This window comes from uncultured Veillonella sp. (assembly GCF_937981445.1).
In the GTDB taxonomy this organism is placed as follows: domain Bacteria; phylum Bacillota; class Negativicutes; order Veillonellales; family Veillonellaceae; genus Veillonella_A.
The window spans coordinates 71,918-97,360 of record NZ_CALJON010000014.1; the positions used below are offsets into that span (position 1 = coordinate 71,918).

Sequence of the window (25,443 nt, forward strand, 5' to 3'; positions counted from 1 at the left end):
TGATAATCTCATAATTAGCAAACCAACACGTTGCCTTCATATTGCTATCTCATTTCTATAATTGTATAATGAACGTATGAGGCTATATCGATTTGTTATTTTAGGAATGAAATAAGTCCTCCTCTTGTAATTGAGTATTAATAGTATTATATTATTACATTTTTGCAAGATAGGCAATGGTTTTACGAAAAATACGACATATAATGCATTAAAATTTAACATTATATGTTGCTTAGTGAGTAATAGAATGCCTTAAAGAGGCGATAGGCCATGTGTATTTCATAATATATTGCGTTTTAGTCAATCCTATAGTGTATTCAATATACTAGTATACTATAGGCTATTTACACGCAACGAGTTATATAATGCGCTAGGTGCGGGGGAATTTGTTCCTGAGATAATAAGGGTAAGCAAGTGTACAACTCATTTTTAATGCTTAAGGAGGCTTTTTTAACATGAGTAAAATGAAAACTATGGACGGCAACCAAGCTGCGGCTCACGTTGCATACGGTTTTACCGAAGTAGCTGCTATCTATCCAATTACACCATCATCTCCAATGCCAGAACACATTGATGAATGGTCTGCTACAGGTCGTAAAAACATCTTCGGTCATCCAGTACAAGTTGTAGAAATGCAATCTGAAGCTGGTGCTGCAGGCGCTGTACACGGTTCCTTACAGGCAGGTGCCTTGACAACTACATTTACGTCTTCTCAAGGTTTGCTTTTAATGTTACCAAACCTTTACAAAGTGGCTGGTGAATTACTTCCAGGCGTATTCCATGTAGCAGCTCGTGCGTTAGCAGCTCATGCACTTTCCATCTTTGGTGACCACCAAGACGTAATGGCAGCTCGTGCTGCTGGTTGTGCTATGCTTTCCGAAGCATCTGTTCAAGAAGTTATGGACCTTGCTCCAGTTGCACATTTAACTGCAATTAAGACTCGCGTACCTTTCATTAACTTCTTCGACGGTTTCAGAACTTCCCATGAAATTCAAAAAATCGAAGTTCTTGACTATGAAGATTTAAAACCATTAGTAGATATGGAAGCTGTTAAAGAATTCCGCAAACGTGCCTTGAATCCAGATTCCCCTGTAACTCGTGGTACTGCAGAAAACCCTGACATTTACTTCCAACATCGTGAATCTGCTAACCCATTCTATTTAGAAGTTCCAAATGTAGTAGAACATTACATGGCTGAAATTAACAAAATTACTGGCCGTAACTATCAATTATTCAACTACATCGGTGCTCCTGATGCTACTGATGTTATCGTAGCTATGGGTTCTAGCTGCCAAGTAGTAGAAGAAACTGTTAACTACTTAAACGCTCAAGGCCGCAAAGTAGGTCTTGTTAAGATTCACTTATTCCGTCCATTCGCAACTGATCGTTTCATCGCTGCTCTTCCTAAGACTGTACAACGCATTGCAGTATTAGACCGCACTAAAGAACCAGGCGCATTGGCTGAACCTTTATTCTTAGACGTTCAAGCTGCTTTAGTTCAACATGATGTAAATGCTAAAGTATTTGCTGGTCGTTACGGTTTAAGCTCCAAAGACGTTATCCCTTCCGATATCGTAGCTGTATTTGACAACATGGTAGCTGACGCTCCTAAACGTCAATTCACTTTAGGTATCGAAGATGACGTAACTAACTTATCCTTAAAACGCGTTGAAGGCGTTGACATTAAAGACGAAGGCTTAACTGGCTGTAAATTCTGGGGCTTCGGTTCCGACGGTACTGTTGGTGCTAACAAGTCTGCTATCAAAATCATCGGTGACTACACTGACATGTATGCTCAAGCATACTTCGATTACGACTCCAAAAAATCTGGCGGCGTAACTATGTCTCACTTACGTTTTGGTAAAACTCCAATCAACAAACCTTACCTTGTAACTGAACCAGAATTCATCGCTTGTCATCGTCAATCCTATGTTCACGAATACGATTTACTTCGTGGCATCAAAAAAGGCGGTACATTCTTATTGAACTGTACTTGGACTCCAGAAGAATTAGCTGAAAAATTACCTGCTAAACTTCGCCGTACTATTGCAGAAAAAGAATTAAACTTCTACATTATCAACGCTGCTGCTATCGCTCAAGAAATCGGTCTTGGCGGTCGTATCAACATGATTTGTCAAGCTGCATTCTTCAAATTGACAAACATCATCCCTGTTGATAAAGCTATTGAATACTTAAAAGATTCCGTAGAAAAAACATATGGCAAAAAAGGTCAAAACGTTGTTGATATGAACAACGCTGCTATTGACAAAGGTGTTGACGCATTAGTTAAAATCGACGTTCCAGCTGACTGGAAAAACGCTGTTGATGAAAAAGCTGCTGCAGTTAAACCTGGTTGCCAATCTTGCCCAAGCTATGTGGAAAACATCTGTAAACCAGTTAATGCTCAAGCAGGTTATGATTTACCAGTAAGTACTTTCACAACTCATGAAGATGGTACTTTACCTTCTGGTACTGCTGCTTACGAAAAACGTGGTGCTGCATTATTCGTTCCACACTGGATCAAAGAAAACTGTATCCAATGTAACCAATGTGCGTTCGTATGTCCACATGCTACAATTCGTCCAGTACTTGCTACTGAAGAAGAAGTTAAAAACGGTCCTGCAAACTTTGAAGCAATCCCAGCTCTTGGCAGCAAAGATGGCTTACAATTCCGCATTGCCGTATCTCCACTTGACTGCTTAGGATGCTCCAACTGTGTTAACATTTGTCCATCCCCTAAAGGAAAAGCAATCGAAATGCGCCCAATCGATGGCGAAATGGAATTTGCTGAAACTTGGGATTATGCAGTTAACTTACCAACAAAAGCTAACCCAATGAACAAAGCAACAGTTAAGGGTAGCCAATTCGAACAACCATTGCTCGAATTCTCCGGCGCTTGCGCAGGTTGCGGCGAAACTCCTTATGCTCGCTTGATTACTCAATTGTTCGGTGACCGTATGGTTATTGCTAATGCTACTGGTTGTTCCTCCATCTGGGGCGCTTCCATGCCAGCTTCTCCATACACTAAAAACCAACAAGGTCATGGTCCAGCTTGGGCTAACTCCTTGTTCGAAGACAATGCTGAATATGGCTATGGTATGTTAGTTGGTGCTAAGAAAATCCGCACTCAATTAGCTGAAACTGCAGAAATAGTTGCTGAAACTGCTGCTCCAAGCTTAAAAGCTGCTATTGAAAATTGGTTAGAAGCTAAAGACCAAGGCGAAGGTTCTCGTGAACGCGTAGCTGCTTTAGTTGCTGAACTTGAAAAAGCTGAAAAAACTGAAGAAGTTCAAGAAATGCTTGATAAGAAACAATATCTTGTTAAACGTTCCCAATGGATCTTCGGTGGTGACGGATGGGCTTATGATATCGGCTTCGGCGGTCTTGACCATGTATTAGCATCTGGCGAAGACATCAACGTATTCGTATTCGATACTGAAGTTTACTCCAATACTGGTGGTCAATCCTCCAAATCTACTCATACAGCTGCTGTAGCTCAATTCGCTGCTTCTGGTAAACGTACTAAGAAGAAAGACCTTGGCATGATGGCAATGTCTTATGGCTATGTATATGTAGCTCAAGTATCTATGGGTGCTGACAAAAACCAATTAATGAAAGCTATCACTGAAGCTGAAGCATATCCAGGACCATCCTTAATCATCGGTTATGCTCCATGTATTAACCATGGTATTAAAGGTGGCATGGGCGGTGCTCAAGAAGAACAACGCCGTGCAGTTGCTTCTGGTTACTGGGATCTATACCGTTACAACCCAGCTCTTAAAGCTGCAGGTAAAAACCCATTCAGCCTTGATTCTAAAGAACCAACTGAAAGCTTCCGCGACTTCTTAATGCATGAAGTTCGTTATGCTTCCTTGAAGAAAGCAGCTCCAGAAATTGCTGAAGAATTATTCGAAAAAACTGAAGCTGACGCTAAAGAACGCCGTCAATCTTATGTTCGTCTACAAAAAGGTTTTGAAGAAAACTTATAATCCTAGACTTGCGTAAGTGAGACCGTTCACTAGTGAGATAGTGAAGTAAATAAAAACCACAAGACTCTCGAAAGAGGGCCTTGTGGTTTTTTGTTATATTAAAACGAATGTGTATAAAAAAGAGTTGCATTAAAAGTAGTTTAAGGAAATAGCTTAAAACAAGGAATAGCTTAAAAACATAGATTTTATAAAAAGGACAAGTGAATAAATTTGTCGAAATATTAAAGTAGTGTATTCGCTTTTTTGGACGTATAATTTATAGAGATAGTAAATTACATTAAAAGTTAAACTAGTGTTAATGAGATATTAATAGGTAATGTATATCCGGTTGTTTTCGAGGAGGGCCTACTATGAAATCATCAAAGTATTCAAAGGTATGGTTATTGGCAGCTATTTGTACATTTTGTTTGAGTTCGGGCGAAAGTCAGGCCGCCATTACGGAATCCCTTGCGTCTTTGCCTAGAACAGTAGTTTTGAGTGATGAAGTTGCGTATGTTAATGAGCAGCCTCTCAATAGCTTGGAAAATTTTAAGGCTGTAGCATTAACTGAAGGGCTAGTGCCAGCAGCAGTGAATGCGTCTGGACGAGGGTCAGCAGAGGATTATCAAGCAGTACCTACGGCGCTTGCTATTGTAGAATCTAAATCTGGTTATGGATTAATAGATAATCAAGGTCATGAAGTTGTGCCGGCGCAGTACAAATATGTAGAGTCGACCAATAAGGGGCAAGCTCTTGTTTTTAGTAATCCTGTAGAGAAAAAGAAGGCTATAGATAAGAAAGATAATAAAGAGAATACAGATAACAAAGGGCATAAAGATACAGAAAATAAAAGCGCAGATATGACGAAGCCTAGGGAAGGCACAACAACTGATGCTAAACCATATGTAGGGGTTCGTATAATGGCGCCACAGGCCAATGAGGCGATGTATGAATCAGATATGTATTTGCCATTTAAAGATAAAGAAACCAAGCGCTATGGCTTTAAGACTCTTAATGATGAGGTCGTGATTGCACCGCAGTATAAGAAAGTGTATACCGATTTTAGTGAAGATCGAGCCTTTGTTAAAAATGCAAAGGGTAAAATGATTGGTATTGATAGTAAAGGGACTGAATTATTTACGGTTGACGCTGATTATGTAAAACCATATCACAATGGCTTAGCTGAGATACAACGGAAGGTCTCAGGTTTTAATGTGTTAGGTGCCCTTGCAGGCATTGCCTTAGGTGGTTTTGGTGGCAGTCATGATACAGGTGTTGGTATAAGTTTTGGCAGTGATGGAATCGGTATTGGCATAGGTCATGGCTATGATTATGATGATTTCTGGGATTATAGCCATCACCACCATTTTTATGGCGCTGTAAATGTGGTACGAGATAAGGTAAAACGGGGCTATATTGATAAATCTGGTAAAGTCATAGTAGATAGTAAGAATGATTTTGTCTATCCTATGATGCCTTTCGGTACAATTATTGAAAATGATCGCCAACTAGCTGTAGTAAATCGCCAAGGAGAGATTCTCATTCCATTTGGAGATTATGAGTTAGAGAGAATTAGTTTATCTGATCCATATATTGCCTTGAAAAATAGAAATACAGAAAAGCGTGGCGTATTAAATTACAATGATAATACAGAAGTGTTGCCATTTATTTATTCATCAGTGGATTTTATGAATGATACTTATATTGTTGCTGAAGGTGCAGATGCTAAGCATGTATATAAAATGGAGCCACAACGTGAGGAAGTATTTACATTATCTAAAGGGGCAAAACACAGTTACTTTGGTGCGGAAGGCTATGCTTGGGTAGTGAATGACTCCTTACTAGGCGATGGCTTTACAGGGTATAAAATTATCGATAAATTAGGTCAAGTAGTGTATGAAGCGAAGGATGTACAGGTACAAGATGTGTCGAATTTTGTATCCTATTACTCGGCTGTTCGCGTTGATGGTAAGTGGGGCGTTATGGACACGCATGGGCACTGGATTGTAGAGCCCATGTATAAGAACCTTCGCTTCCTATTGCCTTTAGGTAGTCAAACAATGACCATCCGATAATGCTTATTATACCTAGGTTAACAGAATACATTAAGCAGAAACTTCGAGCAAAGAGCTAATAATAAATAAAAGCGACTTACCCAAAGGGCAAGTCGCTTTTTGTTATAAAATATGCATTTTTTGAGCTTCGTCAAATTCATCAGTAATTTCTTTTGATGGTGGTGCATCAAGTAGGCTTACTACATAAATAGCGATGGTGGAAAGAAGGAAACCAGGCACGATTTCATAGAGACCAAACCAGGCAAATTGTTTCCAAATGAGGACTGTAACGCCACCTACAATAACACCAGCGACACAGCCTTTTAGGGTCATGCGACGCCAGAATAAGGAGAGTAAAATAGCTGGTCCAAAAGCGGCGCCAAAGCCCGCCCAAGCATAGGCTACCATAGTTAGGATGTAGCTGCTAGGATCAAGGGCCAGCCAAATAGCTAAGGCTGATACAACAAGTACAGTAATTCGGCTTATCATAACGAGCTCATAGTCATTGGTCTTGTGACGTACAATATTTTTATACAAGTCCTGTGCTACTGATGAGGCCGTTACTAATAACTGACCAGAGGCTGTACTCATAATGGCAGCGAGCACGGCGGACCAAATGAGGCCGGCTACAAAAGGCGGGAAGAGCTGTTCATTCATGACAAGGAATACGCGCTCTACATCAGGACCTTCCAGTGGTGTTGTTAAATATACTTTACCTACAAGACCTACAATAACCGCTGCAATGAGGGAGATAACGACCCATACCATGGCGATATTAGTCGCTTTCTTTAGCTCTTTGGCACTGGAGATAGCCATGAAGCGGACTAGAATATGTGGTTGACCAAAATAACCAAGCCCCCAAGCCACTGAAGAAATAATGCCAATAACAAGGGTGAATGTATCTGTTTCAGGCCCCCAAATCGACAGACCTTGAGGGAATTCTGTAGTGATGAGTTGCATCGTATCGCCCGGGCCACCCATCATAAAGGCGGCTGTTATTGGAACGATGAGTATGGCAAAGAACATCATGGTTCCTTGAATAAGGTCGGTCCAACTTACAGCGAGGAACCCACCTAAGAAGGTGTAGAAGATAACAACGCCAGCAGTAATTAGCAAGGACGTAACATAGTCAAGACCAAAGATAGTGTTGAATAATTTGCCTCCCGCTACAAAGCCTGACGAGGTGTAGATGAGGAAGAAAATAACGATAAATAAGGCCGATACAATAGGTAGAATTTTAGTATAATCACGGAAGCGATTTTTTAGATAATCGGGGATCGTGAGGCTATTGTTGGCTACTTCTGTATGATTGCGAAGGCGTTTAGAAATGAAGGCCCAGTTTAGCCAAGTACCGCCAGCTAACCCAATAGCAATCCAAATGGCAGAAATCCCTGTGCTATAGGCAAAGCCCGGCAAACCCATGAGCATCCAACCACTCATGTCTGAGGCTTCCGCACTCATAGAGGTAATCCACGGGCCTAGTTGACGGCCACCGAGAATATAGTCACTGAGATTTTTAGATTTTCGATAATAGTAAATTCCAATATACATCATAAGCCCTAAATACAGTGCGAAGGCAATGATGATGGAAATTTGTGAGTACATAGGCAGTACCCTCCTTCATGTAAAGTTTAATATTTTATTATTGTATCATAAATAGAGGCGTCCTACTATATATTAAGGGCTAAGTCTATAGAAATTTTAAAGCTAATCTGGGCGTCTTAATTTGCCCGAACTTCCCAGAGATGATAAAATAATAAGATACGAATAGATTATTGTAAAGGACGTGATGAGATGGCACATAAGGCAGCTGAAGCAGCATTGGAGCGGTATTTTGGCTATTCTTCCTTTAGGCCAGCTCAAGAAGTACCAGTCGCTTCCTTGTTGGCTGGACAGGATATATTGGCCATTATGCCTACGGGCGCGGGGAAGTCTATATGTTTTCAAATTCCAGCCCTTTTGCGGCAAGGTTTGACTATAGTTTTTTCGCCGCTTATTTCACTCATGCAGGACCAAGTAGAAGGGCTAAGGCTTCAACATATTCCGGCAGCCTATATGAATAGTACCTTGGAACAAGATGAGGTAGTGGCTTTGATGCGTAGGTTGCGGGCAGGGCAGATAAAATTACTCTATTTAGCGCCAGAGCGTTTGGGGTCAGAGTATTTTCAAAACTTTCTATGTGATTTACCTATTTCTCAGGTCATTATTGATGAAGCCCATTGTGTATCGCAGTGGGGCCATGATTTTAGACCCTCCTATCAATTAATTGCTCCCTTTATTGAACGCCTGCCAAAGCGCCCCGTGATTGGTGCCTTTACAGCTAGTGCAACACAGGAAGTAGAGCGCGATATGAAGCGACTCTTAGGCCTTGAGAAGGCGCGTGTTCATATTACTGGTTTTGATCGGCCTAATTTAGCCTTTTCTGTAGTACAACCAAGTCGTAAATTACCTTATGTGCTCCAATTTGTAGAAGCACATAAAGATGAAAATGGCGTTATTTATTGTTCTACTCGCAAAGATGTGGAGAAAATTTATGGTGAGCTCATTAAACATGGCTATGAAGTGGGCTATTATCACGCAGGGCTTTCAGATGAAGTAAGAAAGTTACAGCAAGAGCGCTATGCCTATGATAAGGTGAAAATCATGGTAGCTACTAGTGCTTTTGGTATGGGCATTGATAAGAGCAATGTACGCTATGTGCTTCACTATCAGATGCCGCGTAATATGGAGAGCTACTACCAAGAAGCAGGCCGCGCTGGGCGCGATGGGGGCCCTGCAGTTTGCGTATTACTCTATAGTGGCCGTGATGTGATGATTCACAAATATTTAATTAATGAATCCGTCCATGAGCCAGCAAGACAACGCATTGAAATGACAAAATTGCAACAGATGATTAACTATTGCTTTACTACAGAGTGTTTGCGAAAATATATGTTGAATTATTTTGGTGAACAGGTACAGTGGACGCGCTGTGATAATTGTAGTTCCTGCCAGAATAAGGGCAAGCTTCGTGATTTAACACGCGAAGCAAAATATATATTTAAAGCTATTGTTGATACAGAAGAACGATATGGGGCGGCTATGATTGCGGACATTGTAGGTGGTAATCGTACCGATCGTATCGTGCGCTATGGCTATGATCGATTGCCTGTATTTGGTGTATTACGCGATATGGATGATAAGGAGATTAAAGGTCTCATTCGCCAGTTTGTATCACTGGGGTATTTACATTGTGCAACAGGGAAATACCCTATTTTAAGCATAGAACCTGCTGGTGAAGCAGTGCTGGCTGGTGAAAGTAAAGTACAGGAAGTGCGTCGCCAAGTAGTTACTGTTCGCGAGGAAGCTTATCGAAATGGTAGTAAAGGGGCTCACCAGGTAGCACAGAAATGGGCACAACAACAAGGGCGTAATGGCAAGAAGAGTCTCTTTGATGTGCTTCGTGAGCATCGCAAAAAATTAAGTGAAATAAAAAATGTACCGCCATATTTAATTTTCCCTGACACGGTGCTTATAGATATGGCGTCTATGAGACCGCGTACCTTGGCGGACTTAAGCAATATTAAAGGCGTGGGGGATGCTAAATTACAAGAATTTGGCTTGTCCTTCTTGGCTGTTATTAGCCAATATAAATAAGCAAAGACTATAATAATTTAGACCTAATAGAGTCGGAAACATACTATATAATGACAAAGGAGAACGGATATGAGTCGTGCGGACACACAGTATTTAGATATTATTGAACGCATTTTAAAAGATGGATACTATGCGAATAATCGCACTGGTATTCCTACATACAAATTGCCCCATCAAGTTATGCAATTTGATTTAGCTGAAGAATTCCCTATTTTAACAACAAAATTTGTGGCCTTTAAAACTGCATTAAAGGAATTGCTTTGGATTTGGCAAAAACAGAGTAATGATGTCAAAGAATTGCAAAATATGGGCGTTCATGTGTGGGATGAGTGGATGCGCGATGATGGCACTATTGGTAAGGCCTATGGCTATCAATTGGCCAAATATAAACAAGTGGATAATTTACTGCGCATGATTAAGGACGATCCGCAGAGTCGCCGTATGATTGTAACACTTTGGAATATTGAGGATTTACCAGATATGGCATTGCAACCTTGTGCATATGAGACTCTTTGGGATGTATCTGGGGACCGCCTTAATGGCATGCTCGTACAGCGCAGTGGTGACATGGGCTTAGGTGTACCATTTAATATGACTCAATATGCTACTTTGCTTTGCTTAATAGCTCAAGTAAGCGGTCTTAAACCAGGTCGTTTTACTCATATTATTAATAATGCTCATATTTATGAAAATCATGTAGAGGCCCTTAAAACACAATTAGCTCGCCGAGATCAAGCCTTGGGTGCGCCTACATTGTGGCTTAATCCTGAAGTAAAGGATTTTTATGCCTTTACGCCTGAGGATGCTAGATTAGAAGGGTATGAACATTTAGGCAAATTGCCTATGGATGTAGCAGTATAAAATGTAGCGTGTGGTATGGAGGTGTCTTATGTTAGCGATGATTGTAGCACGGGCCAGTAATGGTGTTATTGGGAAAGATAACAAGTTGATTTGGCATATTTCAAAAGATTTACAGCATTTTAAATTACTGACTTCGGGGCATGTTATTATCATGGGACGTAAGACGCTGGATTCACTGCCATTTTTACTGCCAAAGCGCGAACATTGGGTGATTACAAGGCAAGAAGATTATGTGCCACCTTATGAAGGGGTGCGTGTATTTCACAGTCCTGAGGAGGCCGTGGCAGAAGCTAATAAGCTAAATGATATGGTGTTCTGCATTGGTGGCGCTGAAATATATAAAAGCCTCATGCCTTATGCCGATCGCCTGTATGTAACTGAAATTTACAAAGAGTATGATGGGGATGCGTTGTTCCCACCTATTAGGGCGGATGAATTTATGGAATCGGTGCGCATGACGGGGTCAGATGAGACTGATGAAGTGCCATTTGATTTTGTTATTTATAGCCGTATATAAAATACGATGAATATGTTGGAGGAAGTAGTACATGTTAGAAAAAATGGCTCACCATATTGCTGGTGAACTTGGTGTTAAAGATTGGCAAGTAAAAGTCGCTGTAGAGCTTATGGATGAAGGGAATACAGTGCCTTTTATTGCGCGCTATCGAAAAGAGAAAACTGGCGAATTAAAAGATGAACAATTACGTGAAATTGAAGAACGCATTAAATATTTGCGCAATTTAGAAAGTCGCCGTGAGGAAATTATTCGATCCATTACAGAGCAGGAAAAAATGACGCCAGAACTTGAGGCATCATTGCAAAGTGCTATGAAACTTCAAGAATTAGAAGATTTATATTTGCCATACCGACCTAAAAAACGAACTCGCGCGTCTATTGCTCGTGAAGCAGGCCTAGAGCCATTAGCCGATTTGTTGTGGAAAACAGGCAGTGATACTAAGGCCACTGCTGAGGAATTAGGGGCACCATTTATTACGGACGAAGTGGCTACTACAGAAGCTGCATTACAGGGCGCTATGGATATTTTAGCAGAAGATGTAAGTGATCGTGCTGACTTCCGTGCTTATCTTCGTGATGCTATGTGGAAAAAGGATACCATCGCAGCGGTTCTTACCGGTGATGATGAAGAGGTAAAAAAAGGGTTCTTGCAGTATGCTGAATACGAAGAACCGATTCATCAAATGCCATCACATCGTATTTTAGCCATTAATCGTGGCGAAAAGTTGGGGGCATTAAAGGTAAGTCTTAATGCTAGCGATGACACGTATGTAGCCTATATGTTGAGTAAAATCCCTAATGATGGTGCGCCTGCCTTAGCTTCATATCGCGAAGCAGCTGTAGCTGATGCGTATAAGCGGCTTATTTTCCCGGCTTTAGAACGTGAAATTCGCAAGACCTTAACTGAGGCTGCTGATGAACAAGCTATTAAGGTATTTGGTACCAATCTTCGCAATCTATTGTTACAACCACCACTTGCTGGTCATGTAATTATGGGACTTGATCCAGGCTATCGTATGGGTTGTAAAATGGCCATCATTGATGCCCAAGGGAATGTATTAGATCAAGGGATTTACCACTTAACATCTGGCGAACGTGGCGTGGAAGCGGCTAAGAAAGACATGCCTGCTAAAATTCGCAAGTGGAAGGTGACGCTCATTTCCATTGGCAATGGTACAGCCTCTTATGAAACGGAGCAGTTCGTATCCAATCTGATTGAAGCTGAGCAATTGGATTGCCACTATATTATTACTAATGAAGCAGGGGCATCCGTGTACTCTGCGTCTAAATTGGCTATTGAAGAATTGCCTGATCTAGATGTATCTATCCGTGGTGCTGTGTCCATTGCACGACGTGTACAGGATCCATTGGCAGAAGCTGTAAAAATCGATCCTAAATCAATTGGTGTAGGTCAATATCAACATGATGTAAACCAAAAACAGTTGACGGCTACCTTAGACCAAGTTGTAGAAACCGTTGTAAACCACGTAGGGGTTGAGTTAAATACGGCATCTCCAGCTATTTTGCAACATGTGGCAGGGATTAGCAGTGCCGTGGCAAATAATATTGTAGACTATCGTAAAGATGTGGGCACATTTAGTTCTCGTAAGGAATTATTGAAAGTAAAACGCTTGGGGCCCGCTGCATTTACCCAATGTGCAGGTTTCTTGCGTATCAAAGACAGTGTGAATCCATTAGATAATACGCCGGTCCATCCTGAATCGTATAAATTAGCTGAGGCCATTATTAACAAATTAGGTTTTCAGCTAGCCCAGTTGACTGATAAGGAGGTTCATGCTGATTTATTGGCTAAATTAGAGTCTGTACAAGCGGACAGTTTAGCTGCAGAGCTTGATGCGGGGGTTCCAACAGTGCGCGATATTTTAGAAGCGTTGGCTAAGCCAGGTCGCGATCCTCGTGAAGATTTACCAGCTCCAATGACTCGTAAGCATATTATGAGCCTTGAAGATGTAAAAGTGGGTACGGTTGTAAAAGGCACGGTTCACAATGTAGTAGACTTTGGTGCCTTTGTGGACTTTGGTCTTAAAGTAAATGGTTTATTACATCGCAGTGAATTCTGCCGCCGCAATGAACATCCTTCTGATGTATTAGCTGTAGGTGATATTATTGAAGCTGAAATTATCTCTGTAGAGCCGGAGCGCAATCGTATCGGCTTATCTATGAAGGCCCTTAGAGATAAGGAAAAAGAGGCTCGAGGCGAAGCGCGTGACTCTCAAGAGAACGCACGCAGTACAAAAGGCTGGCACCGTCGAGAACAAGATGATAACCAAGGTAGACGCGGTCAACATAATCGAAGTGGCCGAGGTGCCCAAGCTAGTGATGGTCGCCGCAGCGATTATGGTGCTTCACAAAGTGGTAATCAAGAAGGGCGGAACAGTGGAGCTGGCCAAAATCGTGGTACAGCTCAAGGGCGCAATGGAAATCGCAATCAGCGCAACAATCATAATAAGCGCCGCGAACCAGCTCCTTTTGTGAATAATAACATTACCATTACCTATAGTAAGAAAAAATAAAGAAATACACAGTAATGTGTTAGTAAGTAGTCATAGCCAAGCAAGAAATACTTCTTGTTTGGCTATTATGCTGTTTCTGTGTTATAATAATTAATACGTCAATTTAGATATAATCAATTTTGATTAAGTATATAGATAATAAAATGTTTTAAAATAAGGAGGACTTATACAGTTCATGCTTGAAAAATTTGAAGAATTACAGATTAGTGAACCCATATTGCGTGCGTTAAATGATATGGGCTTTGAAGAACCTACGCCAATTCAACAGGAAGCAATCCCTGTAGCTATGAGTGGTCTCGATATGATTGGGCAGGCTCAAACCGGTACTGGAAAAACGGCCGCTTTTGGTATTCCTGCGTTAGAGCAAGTGGATGAGAATCTTCGTGCTGTACAGGTGCTTATTTTGTCACCTACACGTGAGCTTGCTATTCAGGTAGCAGAAGAGCTTAACAAAATGGCACAACATACTCATATTCAGGCCCTTCCTATTTATGGTGGTCAGGATATTCAACGCCAATTCCGTAGTCTTCGCAAAAATCCTCAAATTATCGTAGCTACACCAGGTCGCTTAATGGACCATATGGAGCGCGGTTCTGTAAGCTTTGATAAGGTGCGTGTTGTCGTACTTGATGAAGCTGATGAAATGCTTAACATGGGCTTTGTAGATGATATTAATAAAATTTTGAGTGCCGTACCAGAAGCACGTCAAACTTTATTATTCTCTGCCACTATGCCACCAGCTATTCAAGCTTTGGCAGAAAATTATTTAAAAGAGCCACGTCTTATTCGCATGAAACCAACACAAGTAACTATGGACTTAATCGAGCAGTACTACATTGAAGTACAGGATCGTCAAAAGTTCGATTTACTTTGCCGTTTATTAGATATGCAAGCACCAGAACTTGCTATCGTATTTGGTCGCACTAAGCGCCGCGTTGATGAAGTGACAGAAGGTCTTAAAAAACGTGGTTACATGGCAGAAGGCATTCATGGTGATTTATCACAACAAAAACGAGATAGCGTAATTCGTCAATTCCGTGAAGGCACTATTGATATTTTAGTGGCTACTGATGTGGCAGCTCGTGGTCTTGATATTAGTGGTGTAACTCATGTATATAACTATGATTTGCCACAGGACCCTGAAAGTTATGTTCACCGTGTAGGTCGTACTGGTCGTGCTGGTAAAGCAGGTATGGCCAATACCTTTGTCATTCCTCGTGAAATGGAACATTTTCATGCTATTGAGCGTTTAACTAAGCGTAAGATTGCACGCCGCCGTGCCCCTTCTTTAGGTGAAGTACTTGAAGGCCAACAAAAATTAGCTGTACAAAGCTTAATCCACATGGTGGAAGATACAGAAAACCTTAAAGAATATCGTGCTAGTGCAGAAGAATTATTAGCTGATATAGACTCTGTAAGTTTAGTGGCAGCAGCTATTAAATTACTTACTAAAGAGCCAGATACGACGCCTGTAAAAATTACTGAAGAGGCACCGCTTCGCGTACGTAAGAAACGCACCTTTGGTAAAGATGGTCGCCGCCGTGATGGTCAACGCAACAATCGCTTTAACCGTCGCAGTGATTCCCGTAAAGGTGAAGGCCGTAGCTCTCGCTCTTATGATGATCGCCGTAATTCTGGCGAAGGCCGTGGCCGCGATAATCGCAAAGGCAATGGCTATAATCGCAAGAATAATGAGTCCAATAAGAACCGCAACAATCAAAGCGGAGCATTTAAACCATATTTTAAAGACTAATTAGAGTTGGCTTACGTGTTAAGTAAAGATGAATACTGATTTCTACCTCCTATACAATATGTAGGTGGAAAATTAATAAGACCCGCAAAATATAGCTTGTTTTGCGGGCTTAATCTTGCAAAAATAGCATAATTTTGCTATAATTATTTAATAATAATTATTCTTCATTGAGGATATTTATTATACAATTTGTACTGAGTAGTGCGTATTTATTTAAATCCGAGTGGAGAGGTTGATTCATATGGATATTGCTCAAAAATTACGTTCTGAAGGCTTTAAAGTAACGCCTCAACGAATTGCGATTTACCAAGTGCTATATGGGCAAAATGAGCATCCAACAGCGGAAATGATTTATCAAAGTTTGCGCAACGAGCATCCAACCATGAGTTTAGCCACTGTGTATAAGACCATGGAAATTTTTGAAAAAATTGGCCTTGTGAAGGTGCTAGATATTGGCGACGAATGCAGTCGTTATGATTGGGACACCCATAATCATCCACATTTGCGTTGTACTGTGTGCAATCGTGTGGACGATTTAGATGGCATGGATATGGAAGATATATTCCATGATGTAGAGGAATTAAGTCGTTACAAAGTAACAGGACAACAAATTACATTTGAAGGCGTTTGCCCAGAATGTCAACGTAAAGGTCTTCATTAATAGACCGTGTTTACACATTGTATATAAAGAAAGAGCCGCAGGGATTGCAGGTCATATTTTATGGTATGAAAAGCAGTCCAAAGGCTCTTTTTTTGTTATACTAGTAGGAGAGCGTTCACTGTGTTGGCTTAGCTTATTAGGGCGTATACGAAATGATTCGTTCAGCCTGGTGGCAGGTAGCAGTAGCTTGGTCCTTTGGTAGGGCTCAAAAGAGAGTGGCTTAGCTCATTTGAAAGTATAGGGTGAGATAAAAATCGCCAAGAAGTGCTGAACTAATGAAGCTGGCTTTGATTTAATCAAAATAAAATTTTTAGTATGTAGTGTTATAACGTGTATATAAGATATCATATCGTGAGTTTTAATAAAGGAGTATAAGATGTTAACAATTGGTTGTCATTTATCAATTAGCAAGGGCTATTTGCATATGGGGCAGGAGGCGCTGAGTTTAGGGGCTAATACATTTCAATATTTTACCCGTAATCCAAGAGGCGGCAAGGCGCGCACATTTGACGAAGCCGATATGAAAGCATTAGAAGCATTTATAGGGGCGCATAGATTTGGTAAAATATTGGGCCATGCGCCGTATACTATGAACACATGCGCTGCAGACCCAGGTCTTCGTGGTTTTGCTAAGAATATGATGCGCGAAGATTTAGAGCGCTTAGAGTACTTGCCCGGTCATTTATATAATTTTCATCCTGGTAGCCATGTAAAACAAGGTGTTGACCAAGGAATTGAATATATTGTAGAAGCTTTGAATGATACTTTATTTGAAGGCATGAAAACAACCGTACTTCTTGAAATCATGGCAGGTAAAGGAACCGAAGTAGGACGCACCTTTGAGGAGATTGCCCGCATTATTGATGGGGTAAAGCTTAAAGAGTACATGGGCGTATGTTTAGATACTTGTCATATTCACGAAGGCGGCTATGATGTAATAGACAATTTAGATGAAGTCGTGGCAGAGTTTGACCGTATTATTGGACTTGATAGATTGCATGCCATTCATTTAAATGATTCTAAAAATCCGCGCGGTGCGCATAAAGACCGTCATGAAAAGATAGGGGAAGGCCATATTGGGCTTGATGCTATTGGCCGTATTATTAATCATCCTGGATTTAGAGAGCTGCCATTTTATTTAGAAACACCGAATGAATTAGATGGTTACGCCAAGGAAATTGCCTTGCTTCGCAGTATGTATAAGGAGTAGATTGTAAAAGGAGTTTGTATGAGGATATTACATACAGGGGACTGGCATTTAGGTCGCATCTTCTATGCGCGTCATTTAACTGATGACCAAGCCTATGTGCTGGAGCATCAATTATTACAGCTTCTAAAAGAGGCGCGCATAGATGTATTAGTCATTGCCGGTGATGTATATGATCGTGCCGTACCACCAGTGGATGCAGTGGCTTTATGGGACATGATTCTCACAAAAGTCGCCTTAGAGTTAGGTATCTCGGTTTTAGTTATTGGAGGGAATCATGACAGTGCGGAACGCCTTGCGGTGAACAAGGCTTTATTGGCACCGATGGGCGTTCATATTTGGGGGCAAATGGGTTTATCTTTGGAGCCTTTAGTGTTGACTGATGAGACAGGACCGTTTTATTTTTGTCCGTTTCCCTTTACCGAACCGCGGTCAGTGAAGCAGGAATTAGAAAATTTGCAAGCACAAATAGGACGAAGAATTATAGATGATGATGTGGTCACAGAGTATGGAGCAACCTATGCTGCTTGGTCCACTTATATGCAGACCTTAGTGCCTAAAGGGGCTCGCTCTATTGCTATAGCCCATGCCATGGTAGCAGGGAGTGAAACATCAGCTTCGGAACGGCCCCTCCTTATTGGAGGCTCCTCTAATGTAGGCATTGATGTCTTTACCCCTTTTACATATACGGCTCTTGGTCATATTCATAGACCGCAGCAGATGGGATTACCTACAATTCGATATAGTGGCTCCTTGTTGAAATATTCCTTTGATGAGGCGCAGCATAAAAAAAGCTTTACCATTGTAGATATAGCTGCAGATGGATCGGTGGAGATAGAGACGATTCCTATTGAACCATTGCATGATGTAGTAGTATTAGAAGGTTTATTTGATGAGTTCCTTTTAGATGCAGATTTACAAAGTCGTCATAGGGATGATTATGTTTTATTTAGACTCACAGATAAGGCGCCCGTGCTCGATGGTATGGCGCGACTTCGGGCGGCCTATCCTATGGCGATGAGTTTAGAATTAGTTGGCCGCTTGGTCAAGGAACATGACGCTCTGGGTGAGGTGCAGTTTAAAAAATTATCAGAGCGGGAGCTATTTGAACAATTTACGGAATCTGTACGTGACTCTAAGCTAAATGATGCGGAGCGCACATATATAAATAGTCTTTGGGAACGCATTTTGAAGGAGGACAAAGGATGAGACCTGTTTCATTAACTATGAGTGCCTTTGGTCCTTTTAGTGGCACCACAGAACTACATTTTGATGATTTAAAAGATAATAGCTTATTTCTTATTGCCGGTCCCACAGGGGCGGGGAAAACTACGATTCTAGATGCCATGGTATTTGCTTTATTTGGAGAAACTAGTGGGCGTCTTCGCAATGGGCAGACTATGCGAAGTGACTATGCTGATGAAACGATGCCTACCATCGTTACTTTTGAATTTTCTATTGGTAATCAGTTGTATAAAATCGAACGAGCGCCTAAGCAGACATTAAAGAAAAAGCGTGGCACTGGTACTCGGGAAGTGGATGCGACGGCTATTTTGTGGATTTTTAAAGACGGTGATTGGCAAGAATATAGTAGTCGTCGCACTGAAGTGAGTAGTAAAATTCAGGAGATTTTAGGCTTTCGCGTAGATCAATTCCTTCAAGTTGTGTTATTGCCACAAGGGGAATTTAGGCGATTATTAGTGGCCCCCACATCGGAGCGAGAAGCGCTCATGAATAGTTTGTTTAAAACTGATATATTCAAGCGTCTCCAAGAGGTATTGAAGGAAGAATATAATGACGTAGTTTCATCTGCGCAAGCTCTTATTGATGAGCAGCAATATATGCTACAAGCAGAAGGGGTTAATACGCAATTAGAATTAGCTCAATTAGTGGACGCTAAAGCAGTGGAAACCAAAGAGTCTGAATTAGCTTTGGAGAAAATAAAAGCATCTTATTCCCAGCTAATCGCAGCGTATGATGCGGGCTTGCGCCGTCAGACTGTGATTACATCTCTTGAGGTGGAAAAAGAACATGAAGCGCAACTTGCGGCTAAGGCACAGTCCATGGAGGCTTTAGGTAAGACATTAGAACAGTTAAAAGCCTATGAATCCATTCGTGTGTATGAAAAGAGCTGGCAAGTTTTAGCTGAAAAAGAAGAACAATTGGCTTTGAAATTAGCCGAATTAGTAGAATTAAAAGGGCGTTTAGATGAGATGGCTTCAAGCTTACAAAGTGAGGCGAAAGTCTTAGAAGGCAAACGTTCGCAGTTTGAAGCTCATCAAACCTTGTTACAACAAGCTGAAACTATTGAAGGACTTAGAAAAAAACTAAGTACATTTAAAAGTGAATTAACTCAAAAGCAAGCGGAAGAAGCTTTGAAGCGAACGGCGATTGATGTAAAAGAAAAGGCTGTACAAGAAAAAGTAACACATATAGAAGAATTGACTGCCCAATATAAGTCCTTGGAACAGCTTGTTCAGCATGAAGGGGCCTTTTTAGAGACGAAGAATTGGTGCCAAGCTGGTGAGCGTCTTTGGAAACAGTTGCAAAAGGCCGTTGAAGCGGATGTGTGTGCACGAAAAGAGTCAAAAGAACTGGAACTTAGGTTGGCTCAGAGTATTACGGCAGAAGAAGAAGCAAAGCAGGCCGTTCTTCTAGAGCGAGAGCTAGTAAAACAGCAAGAGGCTGCTCTCCTAGCGGAGCGTTTAGAGGAAGGTAAGCCTTGTCCGGTTTGTGGCTCCTTAACTCATCCTCATATAGCAGATTATCCGCTCCACTTTGATAGGAATCGATTGAAACAGCTAGAAGAGATGCAGAGTAAGGCTTTAGAAAATCGTTCTAAACTTGAAGAGAAGCACCTGGCATTAGGACGTCAATTAGAAGAGCGTAAACAAATATATGATACTGCGCAAGCGGAACTACATGCTTGGATTTTAGAGTATAAAGAAAAGAGCGCTGCTTTAGAGGACGTCGTGGGAGCTCTTTTAGACGGGCAATTTGCCTTCTCTGAAGAGGCGATAAACTATGACATAGTGTCTCAGTCTGCTTTAGAGGAACTCGATATAATAGAAAAGCGTATAGGCTGTGAATTAAATAAAATTAAACAGGCCAAAGTTACTATGGTTGATGTTTCTCGAATGATAAAAGGGGCGGAGACGCTAAAGCAGTCATATGATGTAGAATTGCAAAATAATAAGGAGTCATTAGAAATACTCCTTAGAGATGTGGCAGCTCATGGGGCGAGTATCCAGAGTATAGAGGGTCAACTACCTAATGAAGACTGGGATACTTGGGACCAAAGGATAGAGGCTAAATCTCAGTGGGTAAGAGATTATAAAGAAGAACTTTTAAAACAGGAACAAGCGACTAAGGAGGTAGACCGGCAGCTCACTACTTGCTTAGCCAATCAGCTGAGTACAGAAGAACAAATTAATACAACCCGTATAGATAAGGAAACGGCGAAATCTCAATATGAGGAGGCTGTAGAAAAAGCTAAATTAACAGCACCAGAGCTGCTCAAGTTAGCTGACTTAGTAGATAGGCAGGGAGAGTTGCAAATGCAATGGGACGCTTATAAAGAGGCCTGCGTTCAAGTGCATACAAAAGTGAAGGAACTAACTAAGCAGTTAGATGCTATCGAAGCGCCCAGTCGAATTATAACAGAGGAAGAAAAAGAAGCGGCCACCAAAGAGTATGAAGTGCAGTTACAGCAAGTAGCAGTGAATCAGAAGGAATATAAACGATTAGAACAGGTACAAGCTTCGTATCTTGCATTAGTAGAAAATAATTTACAGATTACAAAACAGAGTGAATTTTTGTACAATTTATCGGACATGGCTAATGGTGGTAATACAGGCTTACGCGGTGTAACTTTTGAATTGTATGTCTTAGGGGCTATTTTAGAAGAAGTGGTAAATGCAGCCAATATGAGACTTCGTCACATGAGTCGGAGTCGCTATGAATTGCAACGCACCCCTGTAGAAGGAATAGGGCGCGGTCATCGCGGTTTAGATTTATCGGTATTTGATAATTACACCGGTGTAGCACGACCGGCTAATACTTTATCAGGCGGCGAAACCTTTTTGGCTTCTTTATCGTTGGCTATGGGACTTGCTGATGTGATTCAAGCCTATGCGGGCGGCGTTCATTTAGACACTATATTTATAGATGAAGGGTTTGGTACGTTGGATCCTGATGCATTAGATGTGGCCATGGAAAGCTTGTTGGAATTGCAAGCCAGTGGACGCTTAGTAGGCGTGATTTCCCATGTACCAGAGCTAAAGGCTAGAATACCAGCGCATCTTGAAGTGACGCCTGTAGACCAGGGCAGTGTGGCTAAGTTTGTAGTGCCATAATTTGATTGTGCTGAGATTTAGTCTTCAAAATAGTACGATATGTATTTTATTAACTAAAATGAGGCTGCCTAATGAGGGCTATTTGTTTAATATATATCGAAAAATAGTAATATACTTATATCGAATTATAGTAATATATCGAAAAATATGGTACTATATATACGCAGTCACCTTGTGTTTTTGTAGGATTAAGACTGTGAGTATTCAAGAGATAATTTTTAGTTAATAACTATGAAAATGTATATCTAATATTGAAAGGAGTGGTTTCGGATGAAGTTCGTTATGGCTCATAATAATTTTAATGTTCGCGACCTAGACAAGAGTATTGCCTTTTATGATAAGGCGCTAGGCTTGAAGCCAGGTCGTCGTATTGAACCAGAAGATGGCTCTTTTAAAATTGTATATTTAGATGGCCCAGACAGCCCTCATCAATTAGAATTAACTTGGCTTCGTGATTGGGATCGCCCTTATAATTTAGGGGATAATGAATTCCACTTAGCCTTTGTTGTTGATGATTATGAAGGAGCTCATGCATTACACCAAGAAATGGGCTGTATTGTATATGAAAATCCTAATATGGGAATCTACTTTATTGCAGACCCTGATGGCTATTGGTTGGAAGTCATTCCAGCGAAACGCTAAGAGCTAAACGCTAAGCGTAGGACGTGGTTGAATTATATTTAGTCTAGATAGGATTAGATTATATTTAGGCTAGTAGAACTAGATTATATTTAGCCTAGATAGTATTCGATTGAATAGTGTGAGACGTATAGTATAGTTAGAGCGCCTACATTGTATAACATAAGTGGGGCAGCTAACTAAATGAATTGAGATTGTTGGAGCTTGAGCATGGAGCATATGTTTACTCGTATAGAGTGGTTAGTGGGAAAAGAAAAAATTGCAGATTTAGGCACTAAATCTGTAGCGTTGTTTGGCTGTGGTGGCGTAGGTGGCTTTGCCCTTGAAGCCTTAGTACGTACTGGGGTAGGGCGTTTAGTTCTCATTGATGGGGATAAAGTGACGGTGAGTAACTTAAATCGTCAGTTAATCGCTACACAAGAAACCATTGGACGAAGAAAGGTTGAGGTAGCTAAAGAACGCGCCTTGTCGATTCGACCAGACATGATAGTGGATACCTATGATATTGTATATACAAAAGAAGAGTATCCTACATTCTTGGCTGATATTAAAGTGGACTATGTAATTGATGCTATTGATATGGTAACGGCAAAATTGGCGATTATTGAAGAATGTCAAACCTTAGGCATTCCTTGCATTTCGTCCATGGGGACAGGCAATAAAATGCATCCCGAACTGTTGACCATTACGGATATTAGCAAGACGCACACTTGCCCACTAGCTAAAGTTATGCGCCGTGAGCTTAGAAAACGTGGCATTAAACATCAACCGGTAGTATTTTCCACAGAAAAACCGATGACACCTACTCGTGATGATGATTCTAGAAGTCCTGGCTCTTGTGGCTTCGTGCCATCTGTATCGGGGCTCATGTTAGCGAGTTATGTATTACGTAATTTATTGGAGGTAGAATAAATGAAACAAGCAATTATCCATATGGAAAAAGGCGATATTAAAATTGAATTATTTGAAAAAGAAGCTCCTGGTACAGTAGCTAATTTTGAAAAGTTGATTAAAGAAGGCTTTTATGATGGTCTTACATTTCACCGTGTAATTCCAGGCTTTGTAGCACAAGGTGGCTGCCCTAATGGCAATGGCACTGGTGGTCCTGGCTATACAATTAAAGATGAATTGATTGGTAATCCTCATAAGCATGATCGCGGTGCCTTATCTATGGCACATCGTGGCCCTAATACAGGTGGTAGCCAATTCTTCATCGTGTATGAACCACAACCACATTTAGATGGGGTTCATACTGTATTTGGCAAAGTAATTGAAGGTATGGATGTAGTAGACCGCATTAACCAAGGTGACCGTATGCAGTCTGTAGAAGTTGTAGAAGCGTAAGAAGGTTGGCCTAATATGGAAAGTTTGACAATCAAACATCCGGAGTGGCTGCAAGTTGAAAAAGATGGGCGCCATTCCTTTGGTTACAATCAAGAATGGTACCATGATGATTGGCAAAGACTCGCTGGGTGTGGTCCTACAACCGCTACTCAGTTGATTAGTTATGTACAATTTCGCGATCAGATTCTTGACCCAAAGGCGAGCGCTGATGGCGAGGCAGCTTTAAAACGGATGGAAGAGGTATTTAATTATGTTAAGCCACGTTTTGGAGGTGGCTTGTATAAGACGCAGTGGCTAGAAGAAGGCTTAGCGGATTATATTAAAGATAAAGACCTACCATATACTGTTAAAATGTTAGGGATTTATCCTTTTGCTGTAAGTCGTGCACCTCTTTCAGAGGTAGTTAAGTTTATAAAACAGGGGTTAGGCAATGATTCTCCAGTAGCCTTTTTGAATCGTCATCGTGGGCGAGAAAAAGAATTATCTACTTGGCATTGGGTTCCTATTGTAAAACTATCGGATGATGGTGAAGATGTACGCTGTGTTGTGTATGATGAAGAAATAGCGCGCGAATTCTCTTTGACAAAATGGTTAAAGGATACTATCTTAGGCGGTGGCTTCGCATACATACAAAAACGAAATGATTGATTGAGCCGTGGCATTATGCTTTGACTCATAGAGTTTAGGAGGAGTTGGATATGACGCAATGGATTGAAGAACGTCAATCAGAGCATTTAACATTACGAGCAGAAGTGGATAAAATTTTATATAAAGGGGCTTCTGAGTTTCAAACAATTGAAGTGGCGCATAGTTTAGAATATGGCAATATGCTTGTTCTTGATGGCGTATTTCAAACTTCAGAGCGTGAGGAATTTTTCTACCATGAAATGATTGCTCATGTGCCTTTGTTTTTACATCCAAATCCAAAACATGTGCTAATTATCGGTGGTGGCGATGGTGGTGTAGCTAGAGAATGCGTGCGTCATGAATGTGTTGAATCTGTTACCATGGTAGAGATTGATGGTAAAGTCGTGGAATTAGCGAAAGAGTATTTACCAACTATTGCAGATGCAATGATTCGAAAAGATCCTAAATTGACAGTTAAAATCGGTGATGGCATTGCTTATATGGAAGCTGCTGAAAACGCCTTTGATGTTATTATTGTGGATTGCTCTGATCCAATTGGGCCAGGGGAAGGACTCTTTACAGAAGAGTTTTATGCTAATACATTAAAGGCTTTAAAACCAGATGGTTTATTTGTGCAACAAACAGAATCGCCGATGATGCATCAGCCATTGGTAAAGAAAGTATTTGGCTTTGTAGATAAGCATTTCCCTTACACTAATTTATTTATGTCCTATATTCCTATTTACCCAACTGGTATGCACTGCTTTACATTAGGTTCAAAACAGTACAATCCATTAACTTGGGAACCTAATCGTAAGCAGGGCTTTACTACAAAATACTATAATAGTGAAATACATAAAGCCGCGTTTGCATTGCCTAACTTCGTAAAAGAATATTTAGGAATTAGTGAAACTAAATAGGCTTAATTATTAAGTTGTTACAGGCTCGAATAAATGAATTTATAAAATTATAAAAAAGTTGTTGACAGAGTCCCGTGACGATGATATACTAATCTTCGTTACGGGGCACTGTTCCCTGTAAAACCACAGTGGTGGGTATGGTGAAGCGGTTAACACGGCGGATTGTGGCTCCGTTACGCGTGGGTTCGATCCCCACTACTCACCCCACATTTTAGGGGCGTCGCCAAGTGGTAAGGCAATGGACTTTGACTCCATTATGCGCTGGTTCGATCCCAGCCGCCCCTGCCAGTACGACTCACTAGCTCAGTTGGCAGAGCACCTGACTTTTAATCAGGGTGTCCCGCGTTCGAATCGCGGGTGAGTCACCA

The 25,443-nt window shown here is 41.0% G+C and carries 17 protein-coding genes and 3 tRNA genes; 19 read left to right on the top strand and 1 reads right to left on the bottom strand.

The window, feature by feature from the left end:
• Window positions 1-455: 455 nt before the first annotated feature.
• Both nifJ and Q0376_RS03085 read left to right on the top strand, forming a co-directional pair.
• Window positions 456-3,989 (top strand): pyruvate:ferredoxin (flavodoxin) oxidoreductase, encoded by a 3,534-nt coding sequence (gene nifJ / locus Q0376_RS03080; protein WP_298703956.1) that lies wholly within the window; start codon window positions 456-458, stop codon window positions 3,987-3,989.
• 350 nt (window positions 3,990-4,339) lie between these two features.
• On the top strand, window positions 4,340-6,043 hold the full coding sequence (locus Q0376_RS03085; protein ID WP_298703958.1) for a WG repeat-containing protein: 1,704 nt from the start codon (window positions 4,340-4,342) through the stop codon (window positions 6,041-6,043).
• A 102-nt stretch (window positions 6,044-6,145) separates the two neighbouring features.
• On the opposite strand, the gene putP is transcribed toward Q0376_RS03085, so the two are convergent.
• The gene (putP, locus tag Q0376_RS03090) at window positions 6,146-7,627 is read right to left on the bottom strand and encodes a sodium/proline symporter PutP (RefSeq protein ID WP_298703960.1); all 1,482 of its coding nucleotides are present in this window, start codon (window positions 7,625-7,627) and stop codon (window positions 6,146-6,148) included.
• Between the two features lie 189 nt (window positions 7,628-7,816).
• On the opposite strand from putP, the gene recQ reads away from it, so the two are divergent.
• From recQ to Q0376_RS03175, 17 genes are all read left to right on the top strand, one after another.
• Window positions 7,817-9,658: a DNA helicase RecQ gene (gene recQ / locus Q0376_RS03095; RefSeq protein ID WP_298703962.1), complete on the top strand. Its 1,842-nt coding sequence runs from the start codon at window positions 7,817-7,819 to the stop codon at window positions 9,656-9,658.
• Window positions 9,659-9,727: 69 nt separating this feature from the next.
• On the top strand, window positions 9,728-10,519 hold the full coding sequence (locus tag Q0376_RS03100; protein WP_298703964.1) for a thymidylate synthase: 792 nt from the start codon (window positions 9,728-9,730) through the stop codon (window positions 10,517-10,519).
• 28 nt (window positions 10,520-10,547) lie between these two features.
• Window positions 10,548-11,036, top strand: coding sequence for a dihydrofolate reductase (locus Q0376_RS03105; protein ID WP_298703966.1), 489 nt, complete (start codon window positions 10,548-10,550; stop codon window positions 11,034-11,036).
• Window positions 11,037-11,067: 31 nt separating this feature from the next.
• On the top strand, window positions 11,068-13,569 hold the full coding sequence (locus Q0376_RS03110) for a Tex family protein (RefSeq protein ID WP_298703968.1): 2,502 nt from the start codon (window positions 11,068-11,070) through the stop codon (window positions 13,567-13,569).
• A gap of 175 nt (window positions 13,570-13,744) precedes the next feature.
• The gene (locus tag Q0376_RS03115) at window positions 13,745-15,322 is read left to right on the top strand and encodes a DEAD/DEAH box helicase (protein WP_298703970.1); all 1,578 of its coding nucleotides are present in this window, start codon (window positions 13,745-13,747) and stop codon (window positions 15,320-15,322) included.
• A 241-nt stretch (window positions 15,323-15,563) separates the two neighbouring features.
• Window positions 15,564-15,983 (top strand): Fur family transcriptional regulator, encoded by a 420-nt coding sequence (locus Q0376_RS03120; protein ID WP_298703972.1) that lies wholly within the window; start codon window positions 15,564-15,566, stop codon window positions 15,981-15,983.
• A gap of 376 nt (window positions 15,984-16,359) precedes the next feature.
• On the top strand, window positions 16,360-17,193 hold the full coding sequence (locus tag Q0376_RS03125; protein ID WP_298703974.1) for a deoxyribonuclease IV: 834 nt from the start codon (window positions 16,360-16,362) through the stop codon (window positions 17,191-17,193).
• A gap of 18 nt (window positions 17,194-17,211) precedes the next feature.
• Complete coding sequence (locus tag Q0376_RS03130; RefSeq protein WP_298703976.1) at window positions 17,212-18,399, top strand: exonuclease SbcCD subunit D; 1,188 nt, start codon at window positions 17,212-17,214, stop codon at window positions 18,397-18,399.
• Window positions 18,396-21,545, top strand: a complete 3,150-nt coding sequence (locus Q0376_RS03135; RefSeq protein WP_298703978.1) for an SMC family ATPase — start codon at window positions 18,396-18,398, stop codon at window positions 21,543-21,545. The genes Q0376_RS03130 and Q0376_RS03135 overlap by 4 nt, the downstream gene beginning before the upstream one ends.
• Window positions 21,546-21,815: 270 nt before the next feature.
• Complete coding sequence (locus Q0376_RS03140) at window positions 21,816-22,187, top strand: VOC family protein (RefSeq protein WP_298703980.1); 372 nt, start codon at window positions 21,816-21,818, stop codon at window positions 22,185-22,187.
• Window positions 22,188-22,394: 207 nt separating this feature from the next.
• A complete protein-coding gene (locus Q0376_RS03145; protein WP_298703982.1) occupies window positions 22,395-23,096 on the top strand; it encodes a tRNA threonylcarbamoyladenosine dehydratase in 702 nt (233 codons plus the stop codon).
• On the top strand, window positions 23,097-23,528 hold the full coding sequence (locus Q0376_RS03150; protein WP_298703984.1) for a peptidylprolyl isomerase: 432 nt from the start codon (window positions 23,097-23,099) through the stop codon (window positions 23,526-23,528). It begins immediately after the preceding gene.
• A gap of 15 nt (window positions 23,529-23,543) precedes the next feature.
• Window positions 23,544-24,176: a hypothetical protein gene (locus Q0376_RS03155; protein WP_298703986.1), complete on the top strand. Its 633-nt coding sequence runs from the start codon at window positions 23,544-23,546 to the stop codon at window positions 24,174-24,176.
• A gap of 50 nt (window positions 24,177-24,226) precedes the next feature.
• Entirely contained in the window at window positions 24,227-25,075 is an 849-nt protein-coding gene (gene speE, locus Q0376_RS03160; protein ID WP_298703987.1) for a polyamine aminopropyltransferase, read from the top strand.
• 131 nt (window positions 25,076-25,206) lie between these two features.
• A tRNA-His gene (locus tag Q0376_RS03165) sits at window positions 25,207-25,282 on the top strand.
• Between the two features lie 6 nt (window positions 25,283-25,288).
• Window positions 25,289-25,363: transfer RNA gene (locus tag Q0376_RS03170), tRNA-Gln, on the top strand.
• A 4-nt stretch (window positions 25,364-25,367) separates the two neighbouring features.
• Window positions 25,368-25,443, top strand: a tRNA-Lys gene (locus Q0376_RS03175).